This is a genomic window from Saccharothrix sp. CCNWYY140, assembly GCF_037401995.1.
Classification (GTDB): domain Bacteria; phylum Actinomycetota; class Actinomycetes; order Mycobacteriales; family Pseudonocardiaceae; genus Actinosynnema.
This window is the reverse complement of record NZ_JBBEGC010000005.1, coordinates 74,142-92,554: the sequence shown is the minus strand read 5'-3', so window position 1 is coordinate 92,554 and position 18,413 is coordinate 74,142. Positions and strand designations below refer to the sequence as shown.

The window sequence follows — 18,413 nt, the reverse complement described above, 5'->3', positions numbered from 1 at the left end:
CCACTCGATGGTGAGCCTACGGCATCCGCGGCAGGGGTGTGGCGGATTTTTGAAGAGTCTGGGCACTGTGTGAACTGAGGTGGGGGTTATGCAACAGGGGGATTGGCGGATCAAGGCCTCGTGCCGTGATGAAGAGCCGGACCAGCTCTTCGTCCGAGGCGCGGAGCAGCGCAAGGCCAAGGTGGTGTGCCTCGGGTGTCCCGTGCGCACCGAGTGCCTCGCGGAGGCCCTGGACAACCGGATCGAGTTCGGCGTCTGGGGCGGCATGACGGAACGGGAGCGTCGCGCGCTCCTGCGCCGGCGGCCGGACGTCACGTCGTGGCACGAGCTCCTGGACACCGCGCGCCAGGAACACCGGGAAGCGAAGGTCGGGTAGTCACTCGCCCGCGAGCCGCCGGCCGATCTCGTGCAGGCCGTCCAGGTCGTGCACGTCGGTCGGCAGCGCGGGCACCCCGACCAGGGGTACCGCCGGGTGCGCGCGGGTGAACCGCGCGAGCAGTCGCCGCTCCCGATCGGCGACCGCGACGCGGTCCGCGTGCACCCGCAAGACCGCAGCCGCCAGGGGGGCGTCTCCCGAACGCTCCAGCTTCTCCGCGGCGGCCAGCGCGCCCGGTGCCGGCAGGGACGCCAGCACCGGGTGCGTGCGGTTGGCCACCAGGCCGGTGACCGGCATGTCCTCCGCGGACAGCCGGTCCACGAAGTAGCCGGCTTCCCGCAGCGCGTCCGGCTCGGCCGCCGCGACCACCAGGAACCCCGTCCCGGGTGAGCGCAGCAGGTCGTAGGTGGCCTGGGCGCGCTGCCGGAAGCCGCCGAACATGCTGTCGAAGGCCTGCACGAACGTCGACGCGTCCTGGAGCAGCTGGCCGCCGACGATGGTCGACACGGCCTTGGTGAACAGGCCGAACCCGGCCCCGACGATCTTGCGCAAGCCCAGCCCGCCGGCCCGCGCGGGCGCGGACAGCAGCCGGATCAGCTTGCCGTCCAGCACGGTCGACAGGCGCTGCGGCGCGTCCAGGAAGTCCAGGGCGCTGCGGCTGGGCGGGGTGTCCACGACGATCAGGTCCCACTCGTCGCGGGCCACCAGCTGGCCCAGCTTCTCCATCGCCATGTACTCCTGCGTGCCGGAGAACGACGTGGAGATGGTCTGGTAGAAGGGGTTGGCCAGGATCTGCTCGGCGCGTTCCCGGCCCGCGTGCTGCCACACCATGTCGTCGAACGTGCGGCGCATGTCCAGCATCATCGCGTGCAGTTCACCCTTCGGGGTGAACCCCTCGACCTTGACCTCGCGCGGGTGGTTGTCCAGTTCGCGCAGGCCCAGCGACTGGGCCAGCCGCCGCGCCGGGTCGATGGTGAGCACGACCGTGCGGCGGCCCCGTTCGGCGGCCCGCACGGCCAGCGCCGCCGCGGTCGTGGTCTTGCCGACCCCGCCGGAGCCGCAGCACACCAGGACCCGGGTCGCCGGGTCGTCCAGCAGCGCGTCCACGTCGAGCTTGTTCACCGCACACCCCGCTCGACCAGCACCTCGGCCAGCTCGTACAGCGCGGCCACGTCCACCCCGTCGGTCAGCTCGGGCAGCTCGACGCTGGGCAGGTCCGCCTCGGCGAGCAGCTCCTTGGCCTGCTGCTCCATCCGCACCCGCGCCGCGTGCTCGACGGTCTGGTCGACCAGGCCGAGCAGCACGTCCTCGTCCACGTCCAGCCCGGCGGCCTCCAGCCCGGCGCGCAGGCGGGCCTCGTCGACCCGGCCCCCGGCGGCGGAGGTGATCGAACGGGCGGGCAGGCGCGGCGGGCGGACCCGGTTGACGAACACCGCGCCCGGCCGCAGGTCGGCCGCGTCGAGGTCGGCGACCGCGTCCAGCGTCTCCCGCACCGGCATCTCCTCCAGCAGGGCGACCAGGTGCACGGCGGTGTCGCCGGAGTGCAGCAGCTGCACCACGCCGTCGCTCTGGCCCTTGATCGGGCCGACCTTGGCGAGGTCGGCCATCGCCCGCGTGACGTCGAGGAACCGCACCACGCGGCCGGTGGGCGGCGCGTCCAGCACGACCGCGTCGTACTCGTGCCGACCGGTCTTGCCGGCGCGCCGCACGCACTCCTTCACCTTGCCGGTGAGCAGCACGTCCCGCAGCCCGGGGGCGAGCGTGGTGGCGAACTCGATCGCGCCCATCCGGCGCAGCGTCCGCCCCGCGAACCCCAGGTTGTAGAACATGTCGAGGTACTCCAGCAGCGCCGCCTCGGGGTCGACCGCCAGCGCGCGCACCTCGCCGCCGCCGGGCGCGGACGCGATCCGCTCCTCGGCGTAGGGCAGCGGCGCCCGGTCGAAGAGCTGGGCGATGCCCTGCCGGTTCTCGACCTCGACGAGCAGCACCCGCCGCCCGCCGGTGGCCAGCGCCAGCGCCAGGGCGGCGGCGACGGTGGTCTTGCCCGTGCCGCCCTTGCCCGTGACGACGTGCAGGCGGGCTCGGGTCAGCTCGTCGGTCCAGCCGTTCACCGGGCCAGCGTATGCGCGCGCCGCTGAGAACCGCCTGACACGGTCAGTCCATCAGCGTGATGAAGGCCACCGCCATAGCGGTCGCGGCGACGGTGCCCCAGGCCGCCACGGAGGGCAGCCAGTACGCGATGAGCACCGCCACGAGGCCGACGAGGGCGAGGCCGAGGAGGCCGGCCCGCCACACGTCGGCCCCGCGCGCGTGCTTGCGATCACGGGCCTGCGCCATCGCGACGAGCACCAGCACGAGCCCGCCCAGCACGAAGGCGCCCGTCGCCACGACCCGCCAGGTCTCCACTCGATCAAGGTAGCGCCGATCTGCCCGGCGGGGCAGGGTCGACCCACACCAGGGTGGTGCGGACGTCGAGCCCTTCGTCGAAGTACTTCAGGGACCCCGCCGCGGCGGGCACGAGCATCCGGAAGTCACCGGACACCGCGGCCACCTCGGCGTGGTCCTCGAACTCCATGCCCCACGCGGCGACCCACTGCTCCTCGTCGTCCCCCTGCACCACGGCGAACAAGCGCGGCGCAAGCCCACTCACGTCAATACTGCTCACGCCACCCCCTCACCACCCTCCGGCGGCAGGTCGATCACGATGAACCCGCGCGCCTCCGCCCACTCCGCAGCCTGCCGCCCGATGGCGAACAGCATGTGGGCGAGCTTCCCGGCCCACGCCTCGACCGGCTCTGTGTACTCGGTGGTGCTCATCCCCGTGGACTCGTCCATGACCCGAGCGATGAACCTCTTGCACTCGTCCAACGCCCGCCCGGCGCCCGACACCATCTCCAACTCGTCCCGATCCATCTGAACCCGTCCTACCCCCTTGGCGAAGCCGGCAGTCCTGAGCGCGCAGCGTCCGTAGCGCGCAACGCCACGATAGCAGCGGTGCAGTGTTCCGAGGGGTCACCGATCGGGTGGTTGTCGCAACACGGCGAGGACGCCACCGCCCACCCACCGCGCGAGGTCGTCGGCCTCGTGGTCCTGGTCGGTGCGGCGCTGATCGGCGACGTGCCGGAGCTGGGACTGGACCGGGACGCCGAGGTGCTGGTGGAGCGGTTCGTCGCCGTGCCGGCCGCTCGTCCGAGCGGTCGGTCGTCGGCTACGAGAACGTCGACAACGGCCGCCGCGTCGGGCGAGCGCGGGCGTGGCGGCGGTCCAGCGGGAGCGGGGGCGGCTGAAGGGGCCGGCGGTGGCGGGCGGGGGAGGGATGCCGTGCTCGCGGCGGTGCGCGGCGGGCCGGTGGAGTTGGTGATCGGTTCGGTTGGCCGGACCTGACGCACGGGGCCGAGCGGTCCGGCTAGGCTCCCCCGCATGCAGAAGTGGGAGTACGCGACCGTCCCGCTGTTGATCCACGCCACCAAGGCGATCCTGGACCAGTGGGGTGCGGACGGGTGGGAGCTGGTCACCGTCCTGCCCAACCCGAGCGGTGAGCAGCACGTCGCCTACCTGAAGCGGCCCAAGGCATGAGCTGGCGGGCTCGGCTCGCCGAGTTGGGCGTCGAGTTGCCGCCGGTCGCGGCGCCGGTCGCGGCCTACGTGCCGGCCGTGCGGTCCGGGAACCACGTCTACACGTCCGGCCAGCTGCCGTTCGTGGACGGGGCGCTGGCCGCCACCGGCAAGGTCGGCGGGGACGTCAGCCCCGAGGAGGCCAAGGCGCACGCCCGGACCTGCGCGCTCAACGCGCTCGCCGCGATCGACGACCTGGTCGGCGTCGACGCGGTCGTCCGCGTGGTGAAGCTCACCGGGTTCGTGGCGTCCGCCGAGGGGTTCACCGGGCAGCCGGCCGTGATCAACGGCGCGTCGGAGCTGCTGGGCGAGGTCTTCGGTGACGCGGGCAAGCACGCGCGTGCTGCGGTCGGCGTGGCCGAGTTGCCGCTGGGCGCGCCGGTCGAGGTGGACCTGATCGTCGAAATCGGGGAGTGAGATGTCGGACACGTGCCACGAGCTGTTGCTGCGGCTGGCCGGCCGCCTGCCCGACGACGTCCTGTGGCGGTTCCGCGACTGGGCCGCCACCGACGCCGTCGTGGTGCTGGCCCGCACCCTTCCGCGCACGCTGCTGCACGACCGGATCGGGCTGACCGACCACGAGCAGCGCCTGCTCGCGGAGGCCCTCGTGCCGCACGGCGCCGATCTTTCGTCGATCAGTTCTGTCAAGGGACTGGACGAGGAGCCCGATCCCGGTTACACATTCACCCCGGAATCACCCGAACGGGTGCTGATGGGTGATTCCGCGACCGTAGTGCTCGGCGCGACCCTGCGCGGGCGCCCCGGGGTCGGCGAAGTCCGGTCCACGTGGCGTCGGGGTCCGGGCGGGACCAGGAGGGTGATCCTGGTCGCGGCCACCTCCGGGCACGCCCGCCTGGCGGGCGAGCTCCAACGGGTGCTGCGGGCGCTGGGCGAGCACGACCCCTGTGTGGAGGTCCTGCCCGCCGGAACGGACCTGCCGCCCTACCACCGGGCGGCTCTGGCGGCATCGGAGCTGGTGTGCACCGGCGCCGAGGCCGACGGGCACCTGGTGCCCGTATAGACCCGACGCTGCCGCGCGGGCCGGAAGGAGAGCAGGCGTGACGAACGACGGAGTGGGGCTTCCCGTCCGTTTACACGACCTCCTGTTGGCGTTGGCCGGACGCGTTGACGACGACGCGCTGACCCAGGCTCGGGAGCTGCTGGCGGTCGCCGAGCTCGACCGCGCGGTCGAGCTCCTGGTGGGCTGCCTGCTGGCGGGGCGGATTCCGGTGTCCGTGGACGAGAGACGCGAGATCGGCTGGCTGCTCGGCGAGGTCCGCTCGGACGTCGCCCTGGCGGACCGGCTGTTCGCGGTCGAGCAGGTGCCCGTGCCGCGGCACCGGTTCACCGTCGAGTCGGACCCGGCGGACGGGCTGGCCGAGGTGCTGGGCAAGACGCTGTCGGTGCTGCCGGACGTGCGCTCCGTGCGGGCGACGTGGCGGTCGAGCCCGGCCGGCGCGACGCCCGGACCGCTGCCGCAGCGGGTCGTCCTGGTGGACATCGGCCCGTCCGGGTTCGCGCCCGCGACGGCGTACCGGGTCGACGGCGTGCTGCGCCGTGCGGGCATCCGCGCGGTGGTCGAGGTGCTGACCGTGGGCACGCCGCTGGGCGAGTACCACGCGGCGGCCACGTCGACGGCCCGCGAGGTCTTCTACCAGTCGGCCGCTTCGGTGCCACCGCCCTCGGCGGCCGGCGCCACGTGGTTCGACGGCCAAGTCCGGGACGGGGCACCGGTGGTCGAGCCGGAACCGGTGCCCGCGGATCCCGAACCCGGCTCCAAGCCGAGGCGCGCCCGCGCGGAGTCCTTCGAGGGCGCGCAGCCGTTCCCGCCGAAGCCGGTCAAGCGACTGCCGGTGCGCGAGGTCGAGGAACCGGTGGCGGAGGAGCCCGTCGAGGCCCCTTCGGCCCAGGTGACGCCCCTCGCGCCCCCGGCACACCCGTCGCCCGCGCCGTCCACCGAGCCGTCGGTCCCGCCGTCGACTCCGGCTCAAGCGTCGGCTCCGGCACCGGCTCCGGTGGAGGAACCCACACCGGAACCGGAGGCACGCCCCGAGCTGCCGACCCGCTCGTCCGCCCGCCCCGACCCGCTCCCGACCCGCGGCTCCCGCGCCGACAAGCGCAACCGCGTCGAGGAGCCGCCGGTGTCGCGGTCGGAGGAGACGACGGAGCTGAACCCGGACGACCTGGCGGCCCTCCAGGCGGCCTTGGCGGACGGCGTCGCACCGGCGTCGGTCCACCTGCCGCCGACCGTGGACGCCAAGCTCAGCGACCGCGAGCGGGCGTTGTTGCAGCAGCTGCACGAGGAGCTGGCGCAGCGGGAGCAGCAGTCGTGGCCGGGCGGCGGGCCGGAGTACGTCAACGGCGTGCCCAAGCCGAACAACGGCAAATACCCGGGCTGATCACGGGGGGGTCGCCGGACCGCTCAACGGTCCGGCGACCCGACCGAATTCCCCACTGCCCCGCAGCCGTGGGTTTGTCGGTGCCCCGTGCGATGATCGAGACGGGGGCCGGAGGCCGCCGGCCGGGTCAGACGCCTGCCTTGCGGCGGGCCTCCGCGATGATCCGTTGCAGGTGCAGGCCGCGCCGCACGTCGCAGCGGTGGGTGGTGGTGCCGCTGTCGACCATCGCCACGAAGTCGTCCAGCAGGTTGGTGTAGCACTGCTGCGCGGTCGTCCCTCGGTCCGCGAGCTGGCGGTAACCGTGCTCGCCGAACACGCTCACCTCGACCACCGGCGGCGACAGCGGCAGGGTCATGGTCAGGGTCGCCGTGCTCGTCGCGCCGCCCTCGTGGCCCAGCGACAGCTGCCACAGGCCCGCCGCGGACACGTGTGCGCTGAGCACCTCGGTGATCGTGCCCAGGGCCGCGTCCAGGATGTCGAACGCGTGCGGCCCGATGTCGTCGATCGGACCCCGCTCGTGCCGCCACGGCGAGGCCGAGAACGGGCCGTCCAGCAGCGCGCCGGTCAGCCAGCGGGCCGTGCCGCCGACCCAGCCGCCGGTCTGCCGCAGCTGCTCCAACTGCTCCTCGGTCTCCGGTGCGAACCGCCTGGTCAGCACGACCAGCGACGCCACCCCGGCATCGGACACGGCGTCCGCCAGCCGCTCGGCATCCTCCACAGTGGACGCGATCGGCTTCTCCAGGACGAGGTGCTTGCCCAGTCCGGCCGCCTTGATCGCGATCTCGGCCTGCACCTCCGGCGGCACGGCGAACGCGACGGCGTCCACCGAGGACAGCAGCTCGTCGGGGTCGGCGGCCACGGTCGCGCCGTACGACTCGGCCAGCCCGGCGGCGGCCTCGGGGCGGCGGGCCCAGACCGAGGTCAGGCGGGTTCCGGGGTGGTCGGCCAACCCGGGCGCGTGCACGCGCTCCGCCCACGGTCCGGCCCCGACGAGTCCCACGCGCAACTGTTCGTCCACGACACCCATACTTTCATCGGCCGCCTACGTAAGTCGAGGCGGGCACGAAGATCCGACCGCCGTTGGCGAACCGCAGCTCGACGCCGTCCGCCGACCGCACCACCTCCGGCTCGTGCCCCCACCCCGCCGGGATCTCCACGACGTGCCCGTGGTCCTCCGACGCGCCCAGCCACACCTCGTACTCCGGCGCGCCGAGCAGGGTGTCGACCTCCTTGACCCAGACTCCCGGATCGCCGGGGTTCGCGCTGGTCGTGTCGCGGCTCGGCAGGAACACGAGCACGACGAGCACCGCCGTCATGCCGGTGCCCACCACCGCCCCCAGCACGAACAGCAGCACGTTGAGCAGGCAGCCCCTCTTCGCGGTGTCCACGGCGGATCATCCTCGTCGTAGGCTCGGGCCGTGCGCGAACTCCCCGAGGAACTGGTCCTGCCGCCCGGCATGGTGCCCGACGTCGTGCCCGAGGTCCCGGTGACCCCGCGCGACGCCGCGACCGTCGTGCTGGTCCGCGAGCGCGACACCGGGTTCGAGGTGTTCCTCCAGCGCCGGGTCCTGGGCATGGCGTTCGCGGGCGGGATGACGGTCTTCCCCGGCGGCGGCGTCGACCCGCGCGACGCGGACACGTCCGTGGCGTGGACCGGACCCGAGCCGGACTGGTGGGCGCAGCGGTTTGCCTGCTCGACCGACCTCGCGCGCGCACTGGTGTGCGCGGCCGTGCGGGAGACGTTCGAGGAGTCCGGTGTGCTGCTGGCCGGGCCGTCGCCGGACACCGTCGTCGCCGACACCTCCACCTACGCCGACGCCCGCGAGGCGCTGGTGCGGCGGGAGGTGTCGTTCGCGGAGTTCCTGGCCCGCGAAGGGCTGGTGCTGCGCGCCGACCTGCTGCGGCCGTGGGCGAACTGGGTGACGCCCGCCGAGGAACCCCGCCGGTACGACACGCGGTTCTTCGTCGCCGTCCTGCCGGTCGGGCAGAAGGCGGACGACGTCACATCGGAGGCTTCGGACGCCGGCTGGCAGCGGCCGGCGGAGGCGTTGCAGGATTGGCAGGAGGGCCGGCGGTTGCTGCTGCCGCCCACGTGGGTGACGTTGTCGGAGCTGGCCGAGTTCCCGGGGGTGGCGGACGTGCTGGCGGCGCCGCGCGAGGTGGAGAAGATCATCCCGAAGCTGGTGCGGGACGGCGACCAGGTCCGGGTGGTCGTGCCGTGACGCCGCTCTACGGGCAGTTGCGCGAGGTCACGCCGTTCGCGTCGGTCGTGCTCGCGGAGAACCCCGGCGTGATGACCCTCGAAGGCACGAACACGTGGGTGCTGCGCGCGCCCGGCGCCCGGTCGTGCGTGGTGGTGGACCCCGGTCCGCTCGACCCCGCGCACCTGGACCGGGTCGCCGCGCACGGGCCGGTGGACGCCGTCCTGCTGACCCACGGGCACCACGACCACTCGGAGGGCGCGGCGGAGTTCGGCCGGCTGGTCGGCGCGCCCGTGCGGGCGGGCAACCCCGAGCTCGGCACCGAGGGCCTCGCGGGCGGCGAGGTCGTGGTCGGCGGCGGGCTGGAGATCCGCGTCGTGGCCACGCCCGGCCACACCGACGACTCGCTGAGCTTCCTGGTCGAGAACGCCGTGCTGACCGGCGACACCATCCTGGGACGCGGCACCACCGTGCTGGACGGCAAGCTGCGGGACTACCTGGCGTCGCTGAAGGTCCTCGCCGGCCTGCCCGCCGGGACGGTCGTCCTGCCCGGTCACGGTCCCGAGCTGCCCGACGCCGGCGCGGTGGCGCGCGCGTACCTCGTGCACCGGCAGGAGCGGTTGGCGCAGGTGCGGGCGGCGGTCGAGCGGCTCGGCGGCGACCCGACCGCGCGCCAGGTGGTCGAGGTCGTGTACGCGGACGTCGACCCGTCGCTGTGGCCCGCCGCCGAGTGGTCGGTGCAGTCCCAGCTGGACTACCTACGCGACGCCTGACGGGTTGTCGATCACGTACCGCCAGCCGTCGGGACCCCGGCGGGCGACGTCGGTGGCGGTGCCGGTGATCCCGCCCAGCCGCCAGTCCACGACCAGCAGGGCGATGTCGCCGTTGACCAGGACCTTGCGCGGGTGGACCTCCATCCTGGCGTCGACCCCGAGGTGGCCTTCGAGGACCTCGGGCTCGGCGCCGGGTTCGTAGAGGGACGACGGGTCGCCCCGGTTGAACAGCTCGGCGAACAGGGCGGGCAGTTCGTGCGGTGTCTTCGCGGGCACGGCATCGAGGCTAGGGAGGCGTTGCGTGGCCAACCAAACGGTGAGTCACCTGGAGGTGGACCGGCCGACGCCGGATTGCCCGGTCGAGATCACCCTGCACGCGCTGCGCGGGCGGTGGACGACGCTGGTGGTGCGGGAACTGCTGGGCGGCGCCCGCACCTACAGCGAACTGGCGGCGGCGCTGGCCGTGTCGGACAAGGTGCTGGCCGACCGGCTGGCGCAACTGGTCGAGTGCGGAGTGGTGGAGCGGTCGCGGGTGGCCGGGTGGCCGCCGCGCGTCAGCTACTCCCTGACCCCGCGCGGGCAGGCGTTGCGCGGGGTGCTGGACACGTTGTGGGAGTGGGGTTCACACGACTGTTCGTAGCGGGACGACCAGGTACTTCAGCTCGATGCCGTCGGCGGCGGGCGGCGCTGTCAGGACGGTGGAGCGCAGGCCGTCCTGGATGCGCAGTTCGACCCGTCGGCCGCTGAACGCCTTGAGCGCGTCGGCCAGGTAGCGGGCCTGGAAGGTCTTGGTCACCCGGTTGCCCTCGGTGGTGGCCTTGACCGACTCCTCGGACTCCCCGGTCTGCGGGTCGCTGCCGCGGACGCGCAGCTCGGAGTCCTCCACGTGCAACGTCACGGACCCGTGCGGGCCGGAGTAGGGGGTCGCCCTCCTCACGGCGCCGGCGAGGGCGTCCGCCTCCACAACCACGGTGCTGTCGATGACTGCCTCCAGCAGTGTGCGGGCTCGGTCGTCGGGGAACGGGGCGGCCAGGAGGGCGGTGCTGACGCTGCCGCCCGGCCAGGACAGGGCGATGCGATCTTCGTCGGCGTGGATGGTCACGACAGTGTGCTGCGGAAGGCGCGACACGTCAGCCATCAGGGCGGCCGGCGCTAGGACGTTCAGGGAACCTTCAGGCGTCCACGGGACGGTCGCGTACGCCATCCGGTAGCGGTCCGTGGCGATCAGCTCGACGCGGTGGTCGGCGCTGGTCATCCGGATGCCGGTGAAGATCGGGAGGACGTCGTCCTTGGAGGTGGCGCTGGCCACCGGGACGAGCGCGGCTTCGAGGACGTCGGAGGGGATCTCGCCGGCTTTCGGGGGCAACGCGGGGATGCCCGGGTGGGTGGCGAGGTCGAGCAGCGGGAGGGCGAAGCGGGCTGTCGTGGTGCGGATCGCCAGCCGTGAGCCCTCGACGACCAGCCGGACCTGCGGGTCGTCCAGGCCGCGCAGGGTGTCGGCGAAGGGCTTGGCGGGGACGAGCGCCGCGCCGTCGGTGTGGGTGGTGGCGGGCCGGTGCAGCCGCACGGCCCGCTCGCGATCACTGCCCGCGAGCTCCACCCCTGTCCCGTCGGCGCGCAGCACGAGGCCCGCGAGGACGGGGTTCAGCACCCGGGTGGGCAGCAGGCGGGCCACCTCGGTGGCGGCGGCGGCCAGGTCGGCGGTGGTCGCGGTCAGGTCCATGCCCGGGACCGTAACGACGGGGTACGACAATTCCGGGCGACCTCCGGCGGAGGAAATCCAGCTCCGCCGAAGAACCCGGAATTGTCGTACCCACCTGGGACGATGGAGACGGGGGCCGGAGGCCGCACGTCAGCGCGACACCAGCTCCAGCTCGTCCTGCCGAGGCAGGGGAGCGCCCGCCGCCACGGTGCCGCGGAACACCCACACCAGGGCGGCGATCAGCAGACCCGCGCCGGCCGCCGCCACGAAGGCCGTGCCGGTGCCGTGCGACTCCACGAGCTGACCGCTGACCGACTGGCCGATCGCCAGCCCCACGGTCACCGCCGTCACGACCCACCCGAACGCCTCGGTGGCCGTCCCCACCGGTGCGACCTGTTCGATCGCCGCCGAGTGGGTGGTGGCCTGGGGCGTGATCAGCGTGCCCACGACCAGCAGCGCCGCGCCCAGCCCGATCAGCGTCGTCGGCACCGCGAGCAGCAGCGACAGCAGCGCGAACCCGCCCAGCAGCACCGGCAGCCGCAGGTGCATGGCCCGCGGGAACGGCCGCATCGCGTACAGCACGCCGAACAGCACCGAGCTGACCGACCACAGGCTCAGCAGCAGACCGCCCAGCCCCACGTGACCGGCGTCGGCGGCGGCGGCCGGGACGGCGACCTCGATGAACCCGATCGTCACACCGAACCCGAGCGCGGCCAGCGCGACCGTCCGCATGCCCGGCGACGCCAGCGCGCCGAGCAGGCTGCGCTTCGCCGGCGAGGGCCGGACGCCGCGCACGGTCGGGTTCAGGGCGAACCACAACGCGCCGACGACCATCGACACCGCGCCCACGACCACACCGGTGCCCGCCCACGGGGCCGCGACCAGCAGACCGGACAGACCCGGCCCGAGGATGAAGAAGACCTCCATGCTGATCGCCTCGTAGGCGTAACCGGCGTGCCGCGCGGACCCCGGCGGCAGCATCTGCGACCACAGCGCCCGGGACGCGGAGCCCACCATCGGCTCGGTGAAGCCGACCGCGAACGCCAGCGGCACCAGCAGCGGCAGCGGCGCGCCGACCTCGACGGCCGTCACGGCGAGGGTCACGAACACCGCGAACAGGCCCACCGCGGTGACCAGCGGTCGGGTGGGGCCGAGGCGGTCCATCAGCCTGCCCTGCACGATCGACCCCACCGCGACACCGATCAGCGACGCCGCGGACACCAGACCGGCCGCCGCGAACGAGCCCGTCATCCGCTGCACGTAGAGCAGCAGCGACAGGCCGACCATCGCGATGGGCAGCCGGGCGAGCAGCGACGCGACCACGGGGCCGCGCATGCCGGGGGTGGTCAGGGCGGTGCGGTAGTCGGAGAGGCGGGCAGAGTGGGACATGTGTACCAGTATGCCGTCTTTGGTACGCCCGTACCAGCTTTTTACCGGTTAGGTCCGTCACCGGGGGCACGGAATGTTGCGGTTCGGTCACAACAATGGGATGACCGGGTGAAACCATGCAACGGAACCGCTGAACAGCGGGTCCTTGAGGGTGAATGCGCTTGAGTTCCGGGGGGACCGCCGTGCGATCGTGGACGAAGAGCCCGCCGACCGGTTTCGATCGAGGTCAGCGGGGGTAACCAGACCTCCTTCCGGTGCCTGAGGGTCGGGGCCTGCGGTACCGGATGTGTGGAGAGGCGTGGTCTGTCGGGGGATGGGCCGCGCACACGACAAGACCGGTGCGCCGCGTCGGGGGCGGCGCCCGGTCTTGTTGGTTCCCAGCGGTCCACAAACCGAAGCGGCCCTCGCGGGACCCGCCGCACGGGGCGACAGGGGTCTCTCGAGGGCCGCGTGTGCCTACTAGCTGCCGGCGCGCGCTAGCTGCACTTCGTCGGGATTCATCGAGCTCGGCGGGCCAGGCGCTCCGGGTCCAGGATCAGGACGCTCTTGCCCTCCAGGCGGAGCCAGCCGCGGTGGGCGAAGTCGGCCAGGGCCTTGTTCACCGTTTCGCGGGACGCGCCCACGAACTGGGCGATCTCCTCCTGCGTCAGGTCGTGCGTGACCCGCAGCAGGCCCGCCTCCTGGCTGCCGAACCGCTGCGCCAACTGGAGCAGGGCCTTCGCCACGCGGCCGGGCACGTCGGTGAAGATCAGGTCCGCCAGCATGGAGTTCGTCCGCCGCAGGCGGCGCGCCAGGGCGCGCAGCAGCTGCTCGGCGATCTCCGGCCGGTTGGTGATCCACTGCCGCAGCGCGGGGCGGTCCATGCTCACCGCGCGCACCTCGGTCACCGTCGTCGCGGTGGACGTGCGGGGGCCCGGGTCGAAGATCGACAGCTCGCCGAACATGTCGGAGGGTCCGAAGATCCCCAACAGGTTCTCCCGGCCGTCGGGCGACTTGCGGCCGATCTTCACCTTGCCGGACTGGATGATGTAGAGCCGGTCGCCCGGCTCGCCTTCCGCGAAGATCACATGGCCACGCGGGAATTCAACGGACTCCAGCGTCTGCGCCAGTGCCTCCGCTGCCGCCGGTTCAACCCCTTGGAAGATGCCCGCGCGGGCCAGGGTCTCGTCCACCTCGTCCCTCCTGTCGACGCGACGGTCGAGTGCGTTCCGCCTTCTGGCGGATCGGCGCGCTGCCGTCGATCACTGAGTGCAGTCTAAGGGCTGTGTCGTGGATCGCCTCCCGGCGCGCCGGTCGACCAGCCCCGGACAGCCCGATAAGGCCCGCCGGGTGGTGCCCCGCGGGCCTCGCCGGTCCTATCCCCGCTAGCGGCGGGTGCGCCGCTGACGCAGGTTCCTGGCACGACCGCCCAGCCGGCGCAGCCGGAACAGCTCCAGCGCGCGGCCGATGCCGTGCCCGTAGAGCGCCCTGACCTCGTCGGGGCGCGCCGACTCCAGGAACTCCTCGACCTCGTCCTCCTGGACGGCGACGTGGCGGAGACGAGCTTCCACGCGCTCCATGAAGAGCGCGAAGAACATGATCACGATCGGAACGGCGATGACGAACCAGGCAGTCATGATGGCTCCGATCCTTGCGCATCCCCCAGGACGCGCGTGCGAGGGGGTCACTACGGCGTGTTGAGCTCGTCGTTGTATGTGGTGGACGTGCGCCCGGCCCCGCCGGTTGCGTCCCTCTTGCGCTTCGCCTATCGACTACCCAAGGTTCCGTTCGGCCAACCGGCTCCACTATGAGACGCAGTAGCCTTTCTCGCATGGCGGCGCGTAGCACGGCGAAGAAACCCGAGACCCAGCTGGGCCGCACGCGGCGGGCGCGCAAGGTGGTCCGACTGCTGGAGATCGGGTACCCCGACGCCCACTGTGAGCTGGACTTCACCAACCCGCTCGAACTGCTGGTCGCGGTCGTCCTCTCCGCGCAGACCACCGACGTCCGGGTGAACCAGGTCACGCCCGCCCTGTTCCAGCGCTACCGCAAGGCCGCCGACTACGCCTCCGCCGACCGCACCGAGCTGGAGGAGTTCATCCGGCCCACCGGCTTCTACCGGAACAAGGCGACCTCGCTGATCGGGCTCGGCTCGGCGCTGGTCGAGCGGTTCGGCGGCGAGGTGCCCGGCAAGCTCACCGACCTGGTCACGCTGCCCGGTGTCGGCCGCAAGACCGCCAACGTGGTGCTGGGCGACGCGTTCGGCGTGCCCGGGATCACCGTGGACACCCACTTCGGCCGCCTGGTCCGCCGCTGGGGCTGGACCGAGGAGGAGGACCCGGTCAAGGTCGAGCACGCCGTGGGCGGGCTCGTCGAACGCCGCGACTGGACGCTCCTGTCGCACCGCACGATCTTCCACGGCCGCCGCGTCTGCCACGCCCGGACGCCCGCGTGCGGCGCGTGCTTCCTGGCGCCGCAGTGCCCCTCCTACGGCATCGGCCAGGTCGACCCCGTGAAGGCCGAGAAGCTGGTCAAGGGCGAGGAAGCGCCGCACCTGATCGCGCTGGCGGAGCGGGTGCGGTCGGGGGAGAAGTTGGCGTGAGCCGGGTAGCACGGTGGGCGGTAGTCGTCCTGGTCCTCGCGGTCGCCGGCGCGGTGGCGCTGTGGCCGCGCGACGACGAGCAGACCGCGCCGCCCCGGACGGCCGCCGTGAAGGACCTGGGGCAGGCGCGGGAGAAGGCCGCGCTGGACCCGTGCCCGCGCGGTGAAGGCGGTCCGGCGGTGCTGCGCGGTGTGGCGGCCACGTGCCTGGGCGACGGGCAGCAGGTGGACGTGGCCGCGGCCCTGCCCGGCAAGGCGCTGGTGAACTTTTGGGCCACCTGGTGCGTTCCCTGTCACGAGGAGCTGCGGGTGCTGGACGCGTACGCGCGGGAACCCGGAGCGGTCCCGGTGCTGATCGTGCTGGTGCAGAGCAAGGAGGGGGACGGGCTGGAGCTGCTGACGAAGCTGGGGGTGCACCTGCCCGCGGTGTTCAGCGAGGCCGACGCGGTGCGCAAGGCGTTCGGCGCGCCGCCCCAGCTGCCCAAGAGCTATGTCGTGGGCGCGGACGGGTCGGTCGCCGAGGTGACCCGGCACCCGCTGCTCACGAGCGTCGAGCAGGTGCGCGAGGTGGTCGGATGACCGCCCTGGTGTCGCCGGAGGACGTGCCGGAGTGGATGAGCGGGTTGGTCAAGGCGACCGCCGAGATCGACCACCGGGCCTTCACCCGGATCTCCCCTCCGCCGGACGGCACGGGCCGCGAGGCCGCCGTGCTGATGCTGTTCGGCGACGGCCCGAACGGCCCGGACGTGCTGCTGCTGCGCCGCGCCGACACGCTCGGCTCGCACCCCGGCCAGGTCGCCTTCCCGGGCGGCGCGGCCGACCCGACCGACGACGGACCGGTGGACACGGCGCTGCGCGAGGCGTTCGAGGAGACCGGCGTGCTGCGCGAGGGCGTGCGGCCGGTCGCGACGCTGCCGAAGCTGTACGTGCCGGTGTCCGGCTTCGTGGTGACGCCGGTCCTCGCGCACTGGGACGAGCCGTCGCCGGTCGCCCCGGTGGACCCGGCGGAGACCGCGGCCGTGGCGCGGGTGCCGATCGCGCACCTCGCCGACCCGGCCAACCGGTTCCGGGTGACCCACTCGTCGGGGTTCGTCGGACCGGCGTTCTCCGCGCCGGGCATGTTGGTGTGGGGGTTCACGGCGGGCCTGCTCAACGGCCTGCTCGCACTGGGTGGCTGGGAAAGGCCGTGGGATGCCACCGATGTGCGCGACCTTGAGCTAGCGTTGCGCGCTACGTGACGGAGGGTTGAGCGGCGTGAACTGGGTTGACCTGCTGGTGCTGGCGCTGGCCGCCTTCGCGGCGGTCTCGGGCGCCCGGCAGGGCATGGTCGTCGCGCTGCCCGCGTTCGTCGGCGTCCTGGTCGGCCTGGTGCTGGGCACGCAACTCGCCCCGCTGGTCGTGTCGCAGTTCGAGAACGTCGTCACCAAGGTCGTGTTCGCGGTCGGCATCGTCGTGCTGCTGGTCGCGCTGGGCGAGACGCTCGGCGTGTACGTGGGCCGGATGCTCAAGGCCCGGGTCAACTCCAGCCCGCTGCGCGGCGCGGACAACGCGCTGGGCGCGATCGTGCAGGGCGCGGTGGTGTTCGTGGTGGCGTGGATGATCGCGCTGCCGCTGACGATGGTCGCCGGGCTGCCTTCGCTGGCCAAGGCGCTCAACCAGTCGGTGATCCTGTCGACGGTCAACGACACCATGCCGCAGGCGGCCCGGACGCTGTCCGAGGACCTGCGCAACCTGTTCGACGTGTCGGGGTTCCCGGCGGCGATGGACCCGTTCAACCGGACCCCGTTGGCCGAGGTCGGCCCGCCGGACCCGGCGCTGGCGGCCAACCCGGTCGTGCAGAGGCTTCGCCCGTCGGTGTTGAAGGTGCGCGGTCGTGCGCCGTCGTGTTCGCGGGCGCTGGAGGGCACCGGGTTCGTGATCTCCCCCGAGCGGGTGATGACGAACGCGCACGTGGTCGCCGGCACCACGGAGGTGACCGTGGAGGTGGGCCGCGGGCAGTTCGACGCGACTGTCGTGCACTACGACGCCCAGACCGACATCGCGATCCTGGCCGTGCCGGACCTGGAGGCCGCGCCGCTGGACTTCCGGACCGACGAGATCAAGCAGGGCGAGGACGGGATCGTGCTCGGCTACCCGCTGGACGGCCCGTACACGGCGTCCGAGGCGCGGGTCCGGGAGCGGATCAAGATGCTGCGCGGTCCGGACATCTACGACGCCACCACCGTGACCCGGGACGTCTACACGGTCCGGGCGAAGGTCCGCAGCGGCAACTCCGGCGGTCCCCTGGTGGACCCGCAGGGCCGCGTGATCGGCGTCGTGTTCGGCGCGGCCGTGGACGACCAGGAGACCGGCTTCGTGCTGACCGCGCAGGAAGTGGCCGACGAGGTCGCGAAGGCCCCGACGATGGTCCGCCGCGCGTCGACCCAGACCTGCGCTTCCTGAATCAGGGCTGCACTGCGGCCAGGAACCCGGTGATCAGCCCGTTGGTCGTGTTCGGCGCTTCCTGGTGCGGGAAGTGGCCGACCTCGGGCAGGGCGCGGAACCGCGAGCCCGCACCGACCCAACGGCCCGAGTCGGCCGCCGTGGACTCCAACATCACCGGGTCCTGCGCCCCGTGCAGCTGGAGCACCGGCACGTCCAGCCGCCGGTCCACGGCCTCGGCGAAGCGCCGGCCGTCGCCGCGCAGCTGGGAGCGCACCGCCCACCGGAAGTACTCCATCGCGGAGTGCGCGACGCCGGGCACCAGCACCGCCTCCCGGTTGCGCCGCACCACCTCGTCGAACTCCGGCGACACCGTCCACTTCGGACCGGACCACGCGGTGAGCAGCCGGGCGACCGCCGCGCCGCCGTCGGCGGTGAGCCACCGCTCCGGGTACACCGGGAGCTGGAACCGGAAGACGTGCCCGCTGGCCCGGCCCTGCCCGCGCGGGTGGCGGCGGATCGCGTGGCGCAGCGCCAGCGGGTGCGGTGCGGCGATGGTGGTGATCGAGTCGACCAGCCGCTGGTGCATCGAGGCGACCGTCCACGCGAGCATGCCGCCCCAGGCGTGCCCGACCAGGTGGGCGCGGGCCGCGCCGAGCGCCTTCACCAGTCCCGCGATGTCGCCGGCGAGGGTGAACCCGTCGTAGCCGCGCGGCGGTTTGTCCGAGTCGCCGTAGCCGCGCAGGTCCACGGCGACCGCCCGGTACCCGGCCTCGGCCAGCGCCACGAGCTGGTGCCGCCAGGTCCACCAGAACTCCGGGAACCCGTGCAGCAGCAGGACGAGCGGGCCGTCGCCCAGTTCGGCCACGTGCAGGCGGATGCCGTTGGCGGACACGTCCCGGTGGGCCCAGGGTCCGGCGACCCGGGCGGTGGACGGGTCCGGCGGCAGCCGCACGGC

The 18,413-nt window shown here is 73.0% G+C and carries 26 protein-coding genes; 13 read left to right on the top strand and 13 right to left on the bottom strand.

The features are described 5' to 3' along the window. Positions 1 to 88: 88 nt before the first annotated feature. Positions 89 to 376: a WhiB family transcriptional regulator gene (locus WBN91_RS04800; RefSeq protein ID WP_121223621.1), complete on the top strand. Its 288-nt coding sequence runs from the start codon at positions 89 to 91 to the stop codon at positions 374 to 376. On the opposite strand, the gene WBN91_RS04795 is transcribed toward WBN91_RS04800, so the two are convergent. The 5 genes from WBN91_RS04795 to WBN91_RS04775 are packed head-to-tail and all read right to left on the bottom strand — an operon-like array spanning position 377 to position 3,289. Further along, complete coding sequence (locus WBN91_RS04795) at positions 377 to 1,498, bottom strand: ArsA family ATPase (RefSeq protein WP_337722701.1); 1,122 nt, start codon at positions 1,496 to 1,498, stop codon at positions 377 to 379. After that, the gene (locus WBN91_RS04790) at positions 1,495 to 2,487 is read right to left on the bottom strand and encodes an ArsA-related P-loop ATPase (protein WP_337722700.1); all 993 of its coding nucleotides are present in this window, start codon (positions 2,485 to 2,487) and stop codon (positions 1,495 to 1,497) included. The genes WBN91_RS04795 and WBN91_RS04790 overlap by 4 nt, the downstream gene beginning before the upstream one ends. Before the next feature lie 43 nt (positions 2,488 to 2,530). Further along, positions 2,531 to 2,782: a hypothetical protein gene (locus WBN91_RS04785; RefSeq protein WP_337722699.1), complete on the bottom strand. Its 252-nt coding sequence runs from the start codon at positions 2,780 to 2,782 to the stop codon at positions 2,531 to 2,533. Between the two features lie 4 nt (positions 2,783 to 2,786). Next, entirely contained in the window at positions 2,787 to 3,041 is a 255-nt protein-coding gene (locus WBN91_RS04780) for a hypothetical protein (protein ID WP_337722698.1), read from the bottom strand. Next, complete coding sequence (locus WBN91_RS04775; RefSeq protein WP_337722697.1) at positions 3,038 to 3,289, bottom strand: hypothetical protein; 252 nt, start codon at positions 3,287 to 3,289, stop codon at positions 3,038 to 3,040. Before WBN91_RS04775 ends, WBN91_RS04780 begins: the two co-directional genes overlap by 4 nt. Positions 3,290 to 3,370: 81 nt before the next feature. Between WBN91_RS04775 and WBN91_RS04770 the strand changes: the two genes are divergently transcribed. From WBN91_RS04770 to WBN91_RS04750, 5 genes are all read left to right on the top strand, one after another. Then, entirely contained in the window at positions 3,371 to 3,760 is a 390-nt protein-coding gene (locus WBN91_RS04770; RefSeq protein WP_337722696.1) for a hypothetical protein, read from the top strand. 36 nt (positions 3,761 to 3,796) lie between these two features. Then, on the top strand, positions 3,797 to 3,952 hold the full coding sequence (locus WBN91_RS04765; protein ID WP_141979599.1) for a DUF4177 domain-containing protein: 156 nt from the start codon (positions 3,797 to 3,799) through the stop codon (positions 3,950 to 3,952). Further along, positions 3,949 to 4,407 (top strand): RidA family protein, encoded by a 459-nt coding sequence (locus WBN91_RS04760; RefSeq protein ID WP_337722695.1) that lies wholly within the window; start codon positions 3,949 to 3,951, stop codon positions 4,405 to 4,407. Before WBN91_RS04765 ends, WBN91_RS04760 begins: the two co-directional genes overlap by 4 nt. Before the next feature lies 1 nt (position 4,408). Beyond that, the gene (locus tag WBN91_RS04755; protein ID WP_337722694.1) at positions 4,409 to 5,011 is read left to right on the top strand and encodes a hypothetical protein; all 603 of its coding nucleotides are present in this window, start codon (positions 4,409 to 4,411) and stop codon (positions 5,009 to 5,011) included. A 91-nt stretch (positions 5,012 to 5,102) separates the two neighbouring features. Continuing rightward, positions 5,103 to 6,389, top strand: coding sequence for a hypothetical protein (locus WBN91_RS04750; RefSeq protein WP_337722693.1), 1,287 nt, complete (start codon positions 5,103 to 5,105; stop codon positions 6,387 to 6,389). A 127-nt stretch (positions 6,390 to 6,516) separates the two neighbouring features. Here the strand turns inward: WBN91_RS04750 and WBN91_RS04745 are convergent, their stop codons facing one another. After that, positions 6,517 to 7,416 carry a Gfo/Idh/MocA family protein gene (locus WBN91_RS04745; RefSeq protein WP_337722692.1) on the bottom strand — a complete coding sequence of 300 codons (900 nt, stop codon included), beginning with the start codon at positions 7,414 to 7,416 and terminating at the stop codon, positions 6,517 to 6,519. Positions 7,417 to 7,420: 4 nt separating this feature from the next. Beyond that, a complete protein-coding gene (locus WBN91_RS04740) occupies positions 7,421 to 7,777 on the bottom strand; it encodes a hypothetical protein (protein WP_337722691.1) in 357 nt (118 codons plus the stop codon). Positions 7,778 to 7,846: 69 nt separating this feature from the next. Here WBN91_RS04740 and WBN91_RS04735 point away from each other — a divergent pair, with 69 nt between their 5' ends. After that, positions 7,847 to 8,611: an NUDIX hydrolase gene (locus tag WBN91_RS04735; protein ID WP_337722795.1), complete on the top strand. Its 765-nt coding sequence runs from the start codon at positions 7,847 to 7,849 to the stop codon at positions 8,609 to 8,611. Next, positions 8,608 to 9,363, top strand: a complete 756-nt coding sequence (locus WBN91_RS04730; RefSeq protein WP_337722690.1) for an MBL fold metallo-hydrolase — start codon at positions 8,608 to 8,610, stop codon at positions 9,361 to 9,363. Before WBN91_RS04735 ends, WBN91_RS04730 begins: the two co-directional genes overlap by 4 nt. Here the strand turns inward: WBN91_RS04730 and WBN91_RS04725 are convergent. Beyond that, positions 9,349 to 9,639, bottom strand: coding sequence for a YybH family protein (locus WBN91_RS04725; RefSeq protein WP_337722689.1), 291 nt, complete (start codon positions 9,637 to 9,639; stop codon positions 9,349 to 9,351). The genes WBN91_RS04730 and WBN91_RS04725 overlap by 15 nt on opposite strands. 25 nt (positions 9,640 to 9,664) lie before the next feature. Between WBN91_RS04725 and WBN91_RS04720 the strand changes: the two genes are divergently transcribed. Further along, the gene (locus WBN91_RS04720; RefSeq protein ID WP_337722688.1) at positions 9,665 to 10,003 is read left to right on the top strand and encodes a winged helix-turn-helix transcriptional regulator; all 339 of its coding nucleotides are present in this window, start codon (positions 9,665 to 9,667) and stop codon (positions 10,001 to 10,003) included. Here WBN91_RS04720 and dnaN read toward each other — a convergent pair. From dnaN to WBN91_RS04700, 4 genes are all read right to left on the bottom strand, one after another. Further along, a complete protein-coding gene (dnaN, locus tag WBN91_RS04715; RefSeq protein ID WP_337722687.1) occupies positions 9,986 to 11,086 on the bottom strand; it encodes a DNA polymerase III subunit beta in 1,101 nt (366 codons plus the stop codon). The two genes, WBN91_RS04720 and dnaN, sit on opposite strands and share 18 nt — an antisense overlap. Positions 11,087 to 11,215: 129 nt before the next feature. Further along, complete coding sequence (locus WBN91_RS04710) at positions 11,216 to 12,454, bottom strand: MFS transporter (RefSeq protein WP_337722686.1); 1,239 nt, start codon at positions 12,452 to 12,454, stop codon at positions 11,216 to 11,218. 497 nt (positions 12,455 to 12,951) lie between these two features. Beyond that, the gene (locus WBN91_RS04705) at positions 12,952 to 13,626 is read right to left on the bottom strand and encodes a Crp/Fnr family transcriptional regulator (protein WP_015097742.1); all 675 of its coding nucleotides are present in this window, start codon (positions 13,624 to 13,626) and stop codon (positions 12,952 to 12,954) included. A gap of 192 nt (positions 13,627 to 13,818) precedes the next feature. Further along, positions 13,819 to 14,070 (bottom strand): hypothetical protein, encoded by a 252-nt coding sequence (locus WBN91_RS04700; RefSeq protein WP_015097743.1) that lies wholly within the window; start codon positions 14,068 to 14,070, stop codon positions 13,819 to 13,821. A gap of 194 nt (positions 14,071 to 14,264) precedes the next feature. Here WBN91_RS04700 and nth point away from each other — a divergent pair, with 194 nt between their 5' ends. The 4 genes from nth to WBN91_RS04680 are packed head-to-tail and all read left to right on the top strand — an operon-like array spanning position 14,265 to position 17,476. After that, a complete protein-coding gene (gene nth, locus WBN91_RS04695) occupies positions 14,265 to 15,035 on the top strand; it encodes an endonuclease III (RefSeq protein ID WP_337722684.1) in 771 nt (256 codons plus the stop codon). After that, a complete protein-coding gene (locus WBN91_RS04690; RefSeq protein WP_337722683.1) occupies positions 15,032 to 15,613 on the top strand; it encodes a TlpA family protein disulfide reductase in 582 nt (193 codons plus the stop codon). Before nth ends, WBN91_RS04690 begins: the two co-directional genes overlap by 4 nt. Beyond that, a complete protein-coding gene (locus tag WBN91_RS04685) occupies positions 15,610 to 16,272 on the top strand; it encodes an NUDIX hydrolase (RefSeq protein ID WP_337722682.1) in 663 nt (220 codons plus the stop codon). The genes WBN91_RS04690 and WBN91_RS04685 overlap by 4 nt, the downstream gene beginning before the upstream one ends. A gap of 16 nt (positions 16,273 to 16,288) precedes the next feature. Then, on the top strand, positions 16,289 to 17,476 hold the full coding sequence (locus WBN91_RS04680) for a MarP family serine protease (protein ID WP_337722681.1): 1,188 nt from the start codon (positions 16,289 to 16,291) through the stop codon (positions 17,474 to 17,476). Between the two features lies 1 nt (position 17,477). Here the strand turns inward: WBN91_RS04680 and WBN91_RS04675 are convergent, their stop codons facing one another. Further along, positions 17,478 to 18,410: an alpha/beta fold hydrolase gene (locus WBN91_RS04675; RefSeq protein WP_337722680.1), complete on the bottom strand. Its 933-nt coding sequence runs from the start codon at positions 18,408 to 18,410 to the stop codon at positions 17,478 to 17,480. Between the last annotated feature and the right edge of the window lie 3 nt (positions 18,411 to 18,413).

Excerpts from the sequence above, each read along its gene's own strand:
- WBN91_RS04800 (WP_121223621.1), top strand. The coding sequence starts at position 89 with ATGCAACAGGGGGATTGGCGGATCAAGGCCTCGTGCCGTGATGAAGAG.
- WBN91_RS04775 (WP_337722697.1), bottom strand. The coding sequence starts at position 3,289 with ATGGATCGGGACGAGTTGGAGATGGTGTCGGGCGCCGGGCGGGCGTTG.
- WBN91_RS04765 (WP_141979599.1), top strand. The coding sequence starts at position 3,797 with ATGCAGAAGTGGGAGTACGCGACCGTCCCGCTGTTGATCCACGCCACC.
- WBN91_RS04760 (WP_337722695.1), top strand. The coding sequence starts at position 3,949 with ATGAGCTGGCGGGCTCGGCTCGCCGAGTTGGGCGTCGAGTTGCCGCCG.
- WBN91_RS04755 (WP_337722694.1), top strand. The coding sequence starts at position 4,409 with ATGTCGGACACGTGCCACGAGCTGTTGCTGCGGCTGGCCGGCCGCCTG.
- WBN91_RS04745 (WP_337722692.1), bottom strand. The coding sequence starts at position 7,416 with ATGGGTGTCGTGGACGAACAGTTGCGCGTGGGACTCGTCGGGGCCGGA.
- WBN91_RS04735 (WP_337722795.1), top strand. The coding sequence starts at position 7,847 with ATGGTGCCCGACGTCGTGCCCGAGGTCCCGGTGACCCCGCGCGACGCC.
- dnaN (WP_337722687.1), bottom strand. The coding sequence starts at position 11,086 with ATGGACCTGACCGCGACCACCGCCGACCTGGCCGCCGCCGCCACCGAG.
- WBN91_RS04710 (WP_337722686.1), bottom strand. The coding sequence starts at position 12,454 with ATGTCCCACTCTGCCCGCCTCTCCGACTACCGCACCGCCCTGACCACC.
- WBN91_RS04700 (WP_015097743.1), bottom strand. The coding sequence starts at position 14,070 with ATGACTGCCTGGTTCGTCATCGCCGTTCCGATCGTGATCATGTTCTTC.
- nth (WP_337722684.1), top strand. The coding sequence starts at position 14,265 with ATGGCGGCGCGTAGCACGGCGAAGAAACCCGAGACCCAGCTGGGCCGC.
- WBN91_RS04685 (WP_337722682.1), top strand. The coding sequence starts at position 15,610 with ATGACCGCCCTGGTGTCGCCGGAGGACGTGCCGGAGTGGATGAGCGGG.